The sequence below is a fragment of the candidate division KSB1 bacterium genome, from assembly GCA_034505495.1.
Lineage (GTDB): Bacteria > Zhuqueibacterota > Zhuqueibacteria > Residuimicrobiales > Krinioviventaceae > Fontimicrobium_A.
Map to the genome: position 1 here is coordinate 28,495 of JAPDQV010000003.1, position 13,869 is coordinate 42,363.

Annotated in this window: 9 protein-coding genes; 1 reads left to right on the top strand and 8 read right to left on the bottom strand. The window is 52.7% G+C overall.

Annotation, left to right across the window (positions count from 1 at the left end; genetic code table 11):
- Window positions 1–10: 10 nt before the first annotated feature.
- From ONB24_02080 to ONB24_02115, 8 genes are all read right to left on the bottom strand, one after another.
- Window positions 11–2,245 carry a DUF4838 domain-containing protein gene (locus ONB24_02080; GenBank protein ID MDZ7314890.1) on the bottom strand — a complete coding sequence of 745 codons (2,235 nt, stop codon included), beginning with the start codon at window positions 2,243–2,245 and terminating at the stop codon, window positions 11–13.
- A gap of 106 nt (window positions 2,246–2,351) precedes the next feature.
- Window positions 2,352–2,705, bottom strand: a complete 354-nt coding sequence (locus ONB24_02085; GenBank protein MDZ7314891.1) for a hypothetical protein — start codon at window positions 2,703–2,705, stop codon at window positions 2,352–2,354.
- A gap of 93 nt (window positions 2,706–2,798) precedes the next feature.
- Window positions 2,799–4,970 carry a tetratricopeptide repeat protein gene (locus ONB24_02090; GenBank protein MDZ7314892.1) on the bottom strand — a complete coding sequence of 724 codons (2,172 nt, stop codon included), beginning with the start codon at window positions 4,968–4,970 and terminating at the stop codon, window positions 2,799–2,801.
- Between the two features lie 92 nt (window positions 4,971–5,062).
- On the bottom strand, window positions 5,063–6,943 hold the full coding sequence (pepF, locus tag ONB24_02095) for an oligoendopeptidase F (protein MDZ7314893.1): 1,881 nt from the start codon (window positions 6,941–6,943) through the stop codon (window positions 5,063–5,065).
- Between the two features lie 17 nt (window positions 6,944–6,960).
- On the bottom strand, window positions 6,961–8,613 hold the full coding sequence (locus tag ONB24_02100; protein MDZ7314894.1) for a peptidase: 1,653 nt from the start codon (window positions 8,611–8,613) through the stop codon (window positions 6,961–6,963).
- A gap of 17 nt (window positions 8,614–8,630) precedes the next feature.
- Window positions 8,631–10,772: a TonB-dependent receptor gene (locus ONB24_02105; protein MDZ7314895.1), complete on the bottom strand. Its 2,142-nt coding sequence runs from the start codon at window positions 10,770–10,772 to the stop codon at window positions 8,631–8,633.
- Complete coding sequence (locus ONB24_02110; protein MDZ7314896.1) at window positions 10,769–11,569, bottom strand: hypothetical protein; 801 nt, start codon at window positions 11,567–11,569, stop codon at window positions 10,769–10,771. The genes ONB24_02105 and ONB24_02110 overlap by 4 nt, the downstream gene beginning before the upstream one ends.
- Window positions 11,570–11,667: 98 nt before the next feature.
- Window positions 11,668–13,230, bottom strand: coding sequence for an outer membrane protein transport protein (locus ONB24_02115; GenBank protein ID MDZ7314897.1), 1,563 nt, complete (start codon window positions 13,228–13,230; stop codon window positions 11,668–11,670).
- Window positions 13,231–13,480: 250 nt separating this feature from the next.
- Here ONB24_02115 and ONB24_02120 point away from each other — a divergent pair.
- Window positions 13,481–13,869: TetR/AcrR family transcriptional regulator (locus ONB24_02120; protein MDZ7314898.1), on the top strand; the 389-nt coding region annotated here is incomplete at its 3' end.

Genomic DNA, 13,869 nt, shown 5'->3' on the forward strand with positions numbered 1-13,869 from the left:
CTCCTTTCTGTTAATTGTTATTACTGAGCAAAAGAACTTGGTCAATTAGATCTTTGACGCCGATCTCCTCCAGCGCCGTAGTCGAGCCCTTGAAGGGTGAGGTGAGTTTGTAAGCGGCCAATTTCTGCCTATTTTCCCGCAGTCGATAGATTGCTTCGATGCGATCGTCTGCAAACTGCTCGTCGGCAGTGAAAAAGGTTATCAAATTATCGAATGTATTGATAATTAGAAGCGCATACTGCTGCTCTTCAATAAGAGTCTTAAGACGATCGGCATAGACCGCCGGCAAAGATCTTTGCATTGCCGGTTCCAAAAGATAATAGCTTTCATAAATAAGATTAAAGGTGTCTTCCCAAAGGGTATTGAAATTCGGCTCGTCCTTTCGCGTTGGACGATTAAAGCTTTCGGTTACCAAGGTGGGGCGGTCGGCCGAACGGCTTTTGATAAGCTCCAAAAGCTGCGGCGCACGACGCGGCAAATAGTACGTCCATGTCGTAATTGTAGACAGACACTTTTCCATCGCATCATGAAAGCCGGCGGCAAGGTCCGCAATCGGAGCATAAGCAAAGCGGAAATAGTTCGACTTGAGAGAATCAAGCGAAACATCACGGTTCCACGCCTTTTGTGCGAACAGGTAACATTGCAGGGTCGACATGCCTGTCTTTTTCAAAGAAGGATGCATATACTGGACCGCTGATAAACCGAGTTCGGCAAAAGCAGGCAGATCGATTTTCATAACCTGGGAATGGAGGGTAGCGATACCGGCAAAGCTTTCGTCCGCATAGTGCTCTGTCACACCCAGTTTACCCTGATAGCCGTTCTTTTTTTCCAGCCAGCCGAATACTTCTTTGATGAACCACAGGTTGATATTGACACACTCGGTGCTGATGAGGTGATGATGATAGCAGCGAGGCCAGGCGTCGAGGAAAACGATCATATCCTCGTCGGACGGCAGCGAAACGGTCGGCGGCTGGGTGCCGTTCAAACGACAATAAACATAAAGAACGATACGGCGAGTCAGGAGGCCTTCCTCCCGCGCGCGCCGCATCTGTTCGGTTAAAATCTGCGCCAATCGCAACAGTCGATCTGTCGAATTCCCTTTTGCTCGGCAGGCGGAACACTCGCACCAGACCTCCGGCTCCCAAAGATCCAGCACGTCGCAGTTGCGCAAATCCCCTTCTGCAAGTTCCTGAATGAGCAAACGGGCGAATTCTTTGGCGGCATCGGGATTAGCCGGACAGAAAGAGATCGCCTCGCCGCGTCGATTTGAAGCCGCTGTTGAAATAGTCGTTGCAAACCATTCCGGATGCGCCTCTCCATAAGACAAGCGGCCGTCGTCGTTCAGATCACCTTGATAGCTTTCACTGAGCAGATAAGGATCCGTCGGATATTGTTGATCGGGAACAAAAACCGGATGATTGTAAAGGTACGGCCGTTCGGGGGTCAAGATCGTCGAAAGGAGGCGGCGGCTGCCGGTGTTGGTACGAAAGCCGTACAAACGCAGCAGGGGGACATCCAGGCCGGGACCACGAATTAAGTTAAGGCGGTTTCTTCCCCACCATTGGATCATTTCGGCATCAGGAGAATCGATACGGTCGGCATCGAACCACAAGCCGCGCACGGCAAAAGTCGGAGAGAAAGCTTCGTGAACAGGTGCCAAGTCAATTATGGACTTGAACTCAAAGGCGGTTCCCTCTTCGCCGGGAAGGTACCAATGAACGCCCCACCGGTCCAATAGCTCATAGACACCTTGCAGCAGACCTGCAGAGGTGTCGCTGCTGATGACCAATCCGCGCTGTTCTTTTTCGGAAAACGAGTCATAGCGGAAAAGCGGCTTGGATCTTCGGTCTTTACGGCCGTACCTGCGGGCAACCTGCGCCGCTGCCTTGAACTTGGCCTGTTTGGGAACGCCGATAAAGATGAAATTCCCTGTTGACGGTGCGCTCTGTTCCTTAACGATCGTCAGGCGATCCGGAGGCAAGTTCAACAGCCTGCACAAATGGCGCTGCAGCTCAACCGCGGCAAACGCCGTTCTGCACACATCATCGTCTTGGGAGGTTTGATCCGACCAGTTTACTGCCCGCCAATCCGCCGCAGCCTCGACGGCGTCTTTGTAGGAGCCGTAATCCGCAACGATGGTGCAGGTTTGATCGGGAGACAAAAGTCGGAACGGCATCTCTTGGCGGCTGCAGGCGGAGGTAAGAAAAACCGCAGCAAAAACAGCAAGGGGTATAATCGAACGCATCGGCTCTGTTATCTTGGGTTCTGATTGCTTTCAACAAACCAAAATGATTGGTGCAGACAAAATAAGGATTTTTGCACAAAGAAAAAAGCAGTTGCGCCGCAAATCGTTAGTGGGTAACGTACCTCGCCACCTTATCCAGCTTGCGGTTGACATAGATGGAAAGCGCCGGCACCAAGCCGTGACTGTAGATCAACAATTGAAAACGGGAGCGGATGTGTTCGATCATTGCCTCCAAAGTCTCGAACCGTTCCGGGTCGATTTCGTCAAGCACTTTTTGAAAAGCGTGAACGCCGAGCAGCTCGTTTTGAAAGGTGGCAAGATTTTGCAGAATGACCTTTTCACTGATCTGTTTGCTTTTTTCATCCGCGCGGCACTGCTCGATCAAATGCTCGATGTCGGCCTGAAGGTCCTCCAATTCGATGCGCAAAATCCGCAGATAGTTTTGCTTGACCGCCCGCATGACTTTTCTCCCTGGAAAGGTCTTCTTAAACAGAAGCTTTGGTTTCTCCAAATATTAAAACAGCGGAAAAGGTTGCGGGCTTCCATAGTGTTGTCATTCTGCTGTAAATAAGCCGATCTCTTCTGCTTTTTGCAAATGGAATGCAGCTTCACCCTCGCGTCCTAAATGGCGATAGACCTGAGATAACGCCTGATGCACATGCGGATTTTGCGGCCGAATGCTTTGCGCCCGCTGCAGGTAACGAAGCGCCTCTTCAGGATCGTGAACCGAATAAAGCAGTCCATATCCCAGGAGCGCATAAAAATTGTGCGGATCTGCTTCGATCGCTTGGCGGAGATAGATTTCAGCTTCAACCGGCAAATTTTTTTTAAGAAAAATAATGCCCTGAGCGGCAATAAAGTCGGCGTGAGGCGAGAGTGAAGCGGCGGTGCGGTATTCTTCCAGTGCGGCATCATTGCGGCCTGCTTCTTCGTATCTTCTGCCCAGGGCAAAATGTCCGCGGGCTCTTTGAACGGCCGCTTCTTCCGGCTTTTCGTTTGTTTCAAGCCATGCGGCGTAGGCCTGCCTTAGCTCGACGTCGTTCGGCAAAAGCTGTACCGCTTGTCCAAGCCGAATTCCGGCCTCGACCTTTTTCTGCTGAAAGAGCGCCAGGGCATATAGTTTGTGAGTCCTGGCCGAGATCTCTTTTTGTTGAAAAGCCTTTTTGAACGATTTTTGTGCCGCCAGGGAATCGCCGCTTCGCAGCTGCAGAACGGCAGTTAACGCATAGGCCTCTGCATTGAACGGATCAAAGGCAAGCGCCTTTCGACACAGCTGCAGCGCCGCAGCAATAGAATCTCTTTCAGCCAATAGTGCGGCTTCGTTGAGCCGTGCTCGGGCGAGCATAAGATTTCGTCGACGTAGGTCCTTTTTCTGCTGATAAATTTGCGCCAGAAGCTCGAACGGCGTAATGAGTTCGGGCTGCAGTGCCGCGGCTTTTTCGAGATGTCTCTGCGCCTGCTCGAGGTCGCCGGTCAGCAGTTTTGCACGGCCCAAATTGGCATGCAGCATGGCGTACTCGGTTGGCCAGCGTGAAATGTCGCGACATCCGCCCAACAAATCGCTGAAACTTCCCGTTCGATTGTCCGCTGCATCCGTGCGCCGTGACTCCCGAAGGCCCGTATAGAGATTCAATGCCTTTTCATAGGCTGCCTTCGCCTGTATCGGATCGTCTTCCGCCAGAATGTTGCCGAGATTGTTGTAAGCCATGGCGTTATCGGGTTCCAAAGCCGCCGCCTTTGCAAAAGCTTGTTTTGCTTCGTCATTGCGTCCCAATTCCATAAGCAGATTCCCTTTATGGATAAAAAAGACGGAAGCGGAGCTGTCTGCGCAAAGCGCCTTCTCTATGAAACGGAGCGCCTCTTCCAGCGCACCGGCTCGGCTCAAAACGACGGAGAGATTGAACAGCGCTGCGGCGGAGGTGCTGTCCGTTTCCAAAACACCGAGAAAATCTTCGGTCGCGGTTCGATAGTCCCCTTTTTCCATGCGGATCAAGCCGCGATTGTTGCGGGCGCCTGCCATGCGCGGATCGATCTGCAGCGCCTGAGTATAAGCGGCTTCGGCCTCTTCCAGGCGGCAACGCTGCGCGTGGATATTGCCGATGTGAAAAAAGATCGTCGCATTCTGAGGCGCAAGCTGGGAGGCTTTTTCAAAAGTCGCTAATGCGGCATCCAGATCGCCGCGGCTGCGCTGGGCTTCTGCCAAATCGATAAGAATGCCGACATCCTCCGGTGCAAGCTGTACGGCACGGAGGTAATATTGCATCATCTCTTCCGTGCGGTTCAGCTTTTCAGCAATTTTAGCCGCCAGAACATAGGCCGAAGCGTTGTTCGGCTCGCGGCGCTGCGCTTCCAGTGCCGCTTGACGTGCAGCCTCGAACTCGTTCAGCTCAAGGAACGCATACCCTAAATCGATATAAGCTTTAGTGTAGGCAGGCCGGAGTCTTATCGCCGTCTGAAAGGCGGCAACGGCCGAGTCCGGTTTGCCGGCGCGAAAGTATGCCGCGCCGAGATTGTTCGCGGCAATCGGACTGTTGGGCAGAGCTTCCGCCGCTTTGCGAAAGTAATCGACCGCTTCCGCAAAGCGGTTCGTCGCCAGCGCTTCGCTGCCCTTTTGCGTATAATATGCAGCCATGGTCTGCAGATAATTCTCAATCTCCTTCTGTTCACGGCTTCCGGCGCAGGCGAGAAAAAGAAGGAATGCAATGAGAACAATTTTTATCAGCATGGGCGGCTCCCGTCATCGGCAGGTTATCGAGATGCATGTCTGCCGTTGTAATAAATGACAAAGGGCGATTCAAGATCGCCCTATCGAACGGCTTAGATGCCTTTCTTTTTTAAAATTTTGTCGATCTCGTCCATTACACGGTTCATCTTGGCCATGGTTTGATTGAACGGCTCGGAAGTGGTCATGTCGACGCCTGCCTTTTTCAACAGCTCGATCGGATAGTCTGAGCCGCCTGCAGATATAAATTGCAGATACTTTTCCAAAGCATCCTTCTCTTTGCGCAGAACTCTTTCGGCAAGCGCGGTGGAGGCGTTAAAGGAAGTAGAATATTGATAGACATAAAAATTGTAATAAAAATGCGGAATATATGCCCACTCATAAGCATACAGGTCATCCACTCGACACACGCCTTTGTCGTGGCCGTAATATTTGCGGAAAATATCGCCGTAGATGCGGGTCAGCGTTTCGCCGGTCAACGCCTCGCCGCGCTCGGCGAGCTCGTGAATGCGCAGCTCGAATTCCGCAAATTGCGTTTGACGAAAGACGGTGCCTTTGAGGCCGTCGAGATACTCCATGAGCAGCGACAAACGCGTGTCGTCATCGCGGATTGTCTTTAACATGTATTCGATGAGCAGGGCTTCGTTAAAGGTCGAGGCGACTTCGGCGACGAAAATCGGATAATTGGCCAACGGATAGGGTTGATGCTTGTTGGAGTAATAGCTGTGCATGGTATGACCGAGTTCGTGCGCCAGTGTGCTGACGTCGTTATAGGCGCCGTTGAAATTGAGGAGAACGAAGGGATGCACGTCGTAGGCGTCGCCGGAGGAATAGGCGCCGGACCGCTTGCCGACCGTCGGATAGACGTCGATCCAGCGCTCATTCATTGCCTTCTTGACCGTAGCGACGTATTCGGAGCCCAACGGCGCCAGTGCCTGCAGAACCAAAGCGTAAGCTTCTTCGATCGAATATTTGAGGTCGATTCCGGCGACTGTCGGTGCGTACATGTCGCTGTATTTCAGCTCATCGACTCCCAACAGACGCCGCTTGATGTTGAGGTAGCGATGAAAGGAGGGGAGGTTGGCATTGACGTTGTCGATGAGGCGGTAATAGACATCAAGCGGGATATTGTTGGCGTCGAGCGCGGCAGCCAGACAGGAATCGTAGCGGCGGCTTTTGGCGTAAAAGATGTGGCTGTTGACGGCCGTCGCCAACGAGGTCCCGAGCGTGCTTTGAAACCGCTGCAAAGCGCCGAAAAACTCGCGGAAGACCAGTTCACGATCGGCGCGATTCGCCGCCGCACGATGCTTGGCAAATCCTGCCGACGTCAACTTGACCTGTTCGCCGGTGCTCAGCGTGACGGTCGGGTAAGGCAGTTCGGCGTTGGTGAAAATGCTGTAAATGTCGTGGGCGGCACCGGTGATGCGCGACGATTCGGCCAGGATGCGCTCTTCGCCTTCGCTGAGCCGATGGGCTTTTTTGCGCAGCAGATCGCGAAGATAGAACTCATACACAGCCAAACCCTGTTCCTCTAGCAGAAACCGTTCCAAAGTTTCGGCGTCGATCTGCAGAATTTCCGGCTCGATGAACGCCGATAGAGCGCCGATTTCTGCAGCCGCCTGCTGCAGCTCCTGCACTTTGGCTTGATAGATCGGATCCCGCGTGTCCAGATCAAAGCTCTGCTGCGCATAAACCCAAAGACGATTGAACTCCTTGCTAAGATTGCTGTTAAAATCAAGGCACTCCCGCAGAACAGCGGGAGATTCAGCCAATCTGCCTTTGTAGCGTGTGATTTCGTGATATTCCGCCATTACCTTGGCTTTCGCTTGTGCCCACGCATCGTCATTGTCGTACAAATCGCGCAGATTCCACTTGTATCGGTCTTCTACTTGCGAACGCTCCATCTGTCCGTATACCAAGCTGTTGACAGCTGCCGTCAGCAGTATCATCTTGATTGCTCGTCCTGTTTTCATCATAGTCCTTTCTTTGCGAACTAGAGGGTGCCGCCTGTTGCTTCGACGGCAAATATAGGCCGAATGTCTATCGGTGCATCCTTGAGTTCATGCAGAAATCTATCCATGAGCGGAGTCCGGCGCTTGTAGTGCTCGATGAGCTGCGCTGCAGCATGGTAATCACCGGTCGCCTCAATGATCAATAGCCGGGCTGCAAGCTCCTGTAATCCAGATTTGAGCTTGGCGGCATCGTAATCCAAACGTCCGTCGGCCGTCTCGAAAAAGCCGCCTTTTTCTAAAAGGAAATTGAACTGAATGGCCACTCCGGCGCCGTGCGCCTCATCGATGCCGAAACGAATCGAACGGAACATGCCGCCGAGATAAGAGGCGTACACGCTCTCCTCATCCACATCGGCAAAAACGCCTTTGCGGATAAGCTGCTCGAGCGTCGTCATGCCGAGTACATCGGCTTTGCACTCTTCGATGGTGGAATAAAGATTCTTCAACTCTTTACTGACGGTTGTCTCCTTGCCGTTTTTGATAATGAACCCCGGCCCCAGTCCGTGGCTGACTTCGTGCATGAGGACATGGTTAAAATAGGCCTCGAACGATACTTTTTCCAAGGCATGAGGCGCCAACACGACGCGGACGATCGGCATCCAGCAGAGTTCATATTTGGCGCGGGCGATATTTTTCAGCATTACCTTTTTCGAGCCTTTGGCGCGACGAACCCGCTCGTCATTCGGCAGATTGAACGCCGTAGTCTGGATGCCCGCTTTGGTATCTCCGGCGGAAAAAATCTCATTGACCACTTTGATGGGCGAGCTCGAGCCGCGGCTGAAATTTTTGTAAGCATCAGGAATCGGTAAGGAGGCCTCCAACTCGTGCAAATGGTCGGCTACGCGCTTCAGTTTTTCGCTTTCTTGATGATCGACGCGACAGATGAACGCCTCGTAAGCCGCTTTATAGTTAAAGAGCGCATCTTCATAAACCTCATAGGGGCCGATGACCACCTCGAGATCACCGGCCAGATCCATCCAAGCCATATCGCTCTCGAAATAATCATCAGTGATCAACGCTTCGGCGCGCAAAGCGAGATACTTGGCCAGAGAAGGATCATCGGTCAACGCCGCCGCTTCTTTGAGAAGCTTTGCAGCTTTCGCCACCGGATAGGCCTCATGATACGGTACGGCAATCAATTTTCCGTTCGTTCGCCGAATAATGCGGAATTCGTTAGTAAAAGCTGCTGCTTGATCAGGATGCTTTTGCAAAAACTTTTCAAACTCTTCCCGCGTCATGTCCTCGGGATAAAAACCGGCCCCCAACGGTTTAGGTTTTCGGTCGAGAAACGGCTCATTTTCGACAAGGCGGTTCCACCGTCCGAACATGACTTTAAACAATTCCAAATGATCAGTTAGACCGGCTTCCTGCTGCTTTTTGCGGATTTTAGGATTGGCCGGATCAACCTGCATCAAAAACAGCTCGTCGATCTCCTTGGCCGCTTCGATCAGCTTCCCCAAAGCCTTGCGGTCGCCCTCGGAAAGGCCGTCCAGTTCCACCCGGATCGGCGCCGGCGCCAGTTTGGCCAATTCGGCCCTTACTTTTTCAGTCGGGGCGCGTTCCGGAAACGGTTCTTTTGATGAACAGCCTGCAAGGATTATCATGACAAGCACTCCCCAAAAGCTGATGCGCATAGTAACTCCCGCCTCTTTTATTGCTGGACAATCGCTGAAAGGACATAATGCCGGATCGGCATTAGAGTTCGTTCCATCTGTGTATAGTTGTAATTAAAGACGTTGTTGACGTTGAGCGCCAGGCGCAAACTGCCGCGTTTCCAGGCTGCGCGCAGGTCGAGGACTTTTTGCGGGACGCGTTCGTCATTGGGATACACCTCGACCCGCTCGATGCGCGAGACGTACCGAAAATCCGCCCCTGCCTCAAAACTGCCGAAGGTGTAGGTGGCGGAAAGCGTCGCCAGGCTTTTGGGACGATAGGAAAGCACCGTGTTTTGCTTGAGGTCTTGGGGATTCATGAGGGTGAAGCCAAGGTTTATAAAAAGCGGCTTGATCGGCTGCAGCGTTGCCGTTACCTCTCCGCCTGAAATTCGCGCGCGCGTGACATTGATGAATCGGATGATCTGGTTTTCGTCCGGCCGCGGCTCGATCATGTCCCAATAGTCATTGACAAAGCCCGCAATATCAACGTAAAACTGCGGCCGCGGCGACCAATTGATGCCGGCTTCGTGCGACCAGGAGCTTTCGGATTTGAGATTCAGATTGGGTACAATGACCAGGCCGCTGTAGATGCCGTTGGGAAAGCGCTCCGACATGCTCGCAGCGCGGAATCCGCGTCCTGAAGACGCGCGCAGGGCGAGTTCCGGCCGCAGGTGCCACACAACCCCGGCTTTGGGGCTCCATTCACTATCCCGCAGGCCGATGTCCACCCACTGATGGTCGTAGCGTGCCCCTAGTGTGAGATTGACGTTGCGCAATACCCTCCGCTCATTCTGAATGTAGCCTGCCAGAGTGTGTTGATCATGATTGCCGACCAATCCGGATTTGACATGATCCCAACTCCCTTCACTGCCGATGATCAGCGAGTTTCGTTCGCTGATCTGCCAGTCGGCCTGAATCTCATAACCAGGCTTTTGCGCCGTCGAAGCGTTCAAATTGTCGTGAAAATAGTTCTTCCAATAGTTGATATAGTACGAAAGCCGCGACTGCAATCGCAGTTTTTTACTAATAACCCATTGATGCTGCAGATTCATCAAATATTTGTGGGAAACCACATAATCGCCCAGCGCCTCGGGGTTCACCTCCAAAGCGCGGCGCTGACTGCGCCACATTAGACTGCTCTGTCTTTCGCCGCCTTCATAACTTGTCATCGCCGTCAGGTAATGATTACCGTTGAAGCGATAAGCCCACTTGATGCTGCCGTTGTGACGAAGGTAGGACGTGTTTTGCGCGTAACCGGTCGATTGATGCCGTCCGGCCGCGACAAGCAGCTCCGATCTGCCGATCTGCCGGGCATGATCCGCATCGACATCGGTAAAATAGAGCAGCTTGTCCGTCCACCGCCATTCGGGATAGGCAGGACGATCGTAAACTCCGGAAGCCAGCCGCAGCGTCGTGGTCGGTCTGCCTCCGGGCCGTTTGGTCACCACGTTGACGACGCCGCCGAGCGCGCTCGATCCGTATAACGCTGAACCGGCGCCTTTGACCACTTCCACGCGCTCGATCTGCGTCGTCGGGATGTTGTCCCATTTGATGTCGCCGCTGTCTCCGGGCATGACCGGTACGCCGTCGACCACAAGCAGCACGCGGCTGCCTGCGCCGTAATTGAATCCAGATGAACCGCGGATATTGATCTGACTGCCGATAAAATTCACTCCGGAGGCATACTGCAGCACTTTGTCCAAATAGATGTCGCTGCGCGACAACAGCTCCTTCTGCGTCAATACGCCGACGCTGTTGGGGGAATCCGAGATGTTCTGGCGTCGCTTACCTGCGGTCACCACCAATTCCGGTGTCTCCAATACCGTCTCCGTCATCTCAATATGCAAAGTTGTGGTCTGGCCGGCCTGGATCGACACGTTGGTTTGGCGATGACGTTTGTAACCGATCATGGTAAACTGCACATCATAAGTGCCGACAGGAATGCGCTTCAATTCGAATCGGCCGGCGGCATCGGTGGCGGTCCCCATAACCGTGCCGACGAGTGTAACGTTTACTCCCGGCAGCGGAACTCCGTTCTTCTTGTCAACGACTTTACCGGCAAGGATACCGGTTTCGCGGGGAAAAGCGTAGCCGAGAAGACCGACAAGCAAAGCCGAAATCAACATCAGGGGCTTCATGGCAAAGTTCCTCCGAAATCGAGCACGAGGCGAATGCCTCTGACGACGGTCGTATCGTTGGGCACTCCGACGGCCGCGGGAAGGAGATCGCTGGGACGCTTTTTATACACGGCTTTGATGCTTTCCACACCGATGTTCTTGTTCTCCTCGATCAACAGCGCGCCGATGAGACGATAAGTGCCGGGGGGAACAGAGATCGAAAAGGCCGTCGAATCAAAGCCTGCCGGGATCGGCGGACTGAAAATGATGTCGAGCAGTCCGGTCGGCAAAATAAGGGGCGAGGCGATGACGAGCACTTGTCGCGCCGCCGGCGGCCAAACACCTTTGGCGACCAGCATGCCTTGAATGGCGCTTGCCGTTTTCGGACGGGCTTTGGAAAGATCCGCCGTTATGTCGATACCCTGTACCAGCGTTTTTTTGTCGGGAATGACGACTTGTCCAGGCGAGAAATAATTGCTGGTCGGGAAATAGATGCCGATGATGTTGGTTACATCCCAAGGTTGATCTTTTTCCTTCCAGACGACGCCGACGGCTGCAAAGGTCATGGGCGACGTCCAGATGACATACTGAGCTGAATCTACGAATGTCGGCAACGGCTCGCTCATGACAATGTCGCTGATCGCCGTCGGCGGAAACTTTGTCGCCGCCACCACCATTACCTGATCGGTAGACGCCGGCCACTGCTTTTTGAAGCGCACCGTGCCGGACAATCCGCTGCGCGTCGGTTCCAAGCCTTGATCAATCCGGCAAGCTGCTATAATAAAGGTAAAAATCAATAAAGCCCACAAACGTTTCATGGAATACCTCTAGCAATAAAAAAGCCTCGAAGCTGAAGGAACGCCTCGAGGCCCCATTTTATTTCTGTCGAGCTAAAGTTCGACTGAAGAAACGGTCATTAGAACTTGTACTCGATGCCCACCATCAGATTGTTGACGTTCATGGTGTAGGTTCCGGCCAAGTTCTGCGCAGTCGAATTTTTGTCGTAGACCCACGTCGTGACCGTTTTATCGCCGATAAAAAGCTTTTCATAATTGAAGGCAAGAGAAACCGGACCAACGGGTACCGACAAGCCCAAGGAAAAGACGTTGCGGCGATTGATGTCGGGGATCATAACGGTCAGCGTCTCGTCAACTGCCGCAGGCGGCTCGCTGTAAAAACCGCCGCGGATTTTCGCGGTTCCGGCCGTGTATTCCATTCCCACGCCGAAACGGAGCGTGTTCTTCCAATTCTGCACCAACTCTGCAGCTGTACCGCCGTTCTTGTCCTCGATAACGATCGTGTCCCACGCAGACCACTGGGTATAGGCCACGTCGGCAGTCAATACCATATTCTTTAGTCCGGAATAGCTGACGCCGATGCCGAATTTGGCCGGAAGCGGCAATGCCGTTTTTACATCCTTTACCGGCTGCGGCACAACCTGGCCGGAGAAGTAATTGGTTAGAATGAAATATTGATCCGGTGTCAGCATGCCTTGTTGCAGCATGGGCGTGAATACGGAATCGGCCAACTGAGTCAGAGCAGCCTGATAGGGCATTACCTCTGGGAAATAAATGGTATTGCTAAAAGTTCCTTCGAGGTTCTGATCCAGATAGTACTGCACCGAAGCGCCGATGCTGATCTTGTCCGTTGCCTTGAAGGTGATACCGAAATTGGCGCCTAGGCCGGTGCCGTTGCCGTCGAGTTCGGCCTGTGTCAGCAGATGATCAAAGGGGTATTGCCGCATTCCTGCAAGAAGGTTGCTCAACCCTCTGACGGCAGCAAAGTTGTCCAGTATGGGTGCCAAAACGGGATGATAGAGATAGGGATTCTGAATGTAGACCGGTTTGCGAATGTAAATGTCAGTGAGCAGGAAGCTTAAACCGGCACCGACAGCCAGCTTGTCGCTGAGCTGAACCGCCACCGTCGGGTGAATGTCGATGACCTGAAGATTGCTTTCATATTCGACGTTGGGATATTTGGTGCTGTAGGTGTCGAACGGTCTGCCCGGGACACGGCCGTAATTGCTGCTTACCGTGCGCAACAAATCCCATTTGGAGCCCAGACCAAAAGGCGCCCAAACACCGAGGCCGAAGGCAATATTATTGCCGACTTTATAAGCTACGCCGGCTGAAGGGAGGAAAAAGGCCTGTGATTCATTCGGCCTCTCGTTGCGATAAACACAGCTGAAAGGATAGGTTATATTCTTTCTCATGCCGTAAAGGCTGTTGGCAACCGTAAAAGTCGCCTGCGGAAAAACGACCTGGAAGCTTGCTCCCGCCGTCAAGCCCTTGGTAAACGCCAGACCGGCAGGGTTCCAATACATGGCGCTCCAATCCGCAGCAACTGCCCGATAGTTGCCGCCCATTGCCTGCGCGCGCGAACCGACGCCCGTCAACTCTACGCCCGACGCCAATACCGTCGTAAAGGCTGCCGGAAGAATCAGCGCGAGGGCCATGACCCTGACTAATGCTCTTTTCATTGTACCTCCGTTGCAGATGATATGGTTTTTACCCACTAGAATCTTCGGAGTGCAAAGCCTGAACAAACGCAGCTATTCTACAAAAAAAATCAACTATTGTCAACACTTTTAATAAATAAGAGACACATCCTTGCTGTATGATCGATATCGACCAAGATTCTTGAAGCTCTATTCGACAATTTTCTTGCTTTTTAAAACGAGTTTCTTTACAATGTTGAAGAATATTCAACCACTTTAGGGAGGTTTGGGTATGGATCCTTCAAAGCGTGAGCGTCTGCTCAAAGCGGCCATTAAGCTTTTTGCGCGAGACGGCTTTTTCAAAGCCAAAGTGGAAGAAATCGCCAAGATCGCCGGCGTTGCAACAGGCACGACGTACCTATACTTCAAGAACAAGGATGATCTCCTCATTTCCATATTTGAAGAGGAAATGACGCCGATCATCGAGGAAATGAAAACGGCGATGACGGCTCTGCAGTCTCCTCAGGAAAAGATACTTGCCTATATCGCGCACCATTGTGAAACCGTTCGTAAAAATCCTGACCTGGCAATGCTGCTCATCGTGGAGCTTCGCCAAAGCAACAAATTTTTGCACGATTATCAGGGAACCAAATTCAAAGAGTATCTTGAACCGTTGGGAGA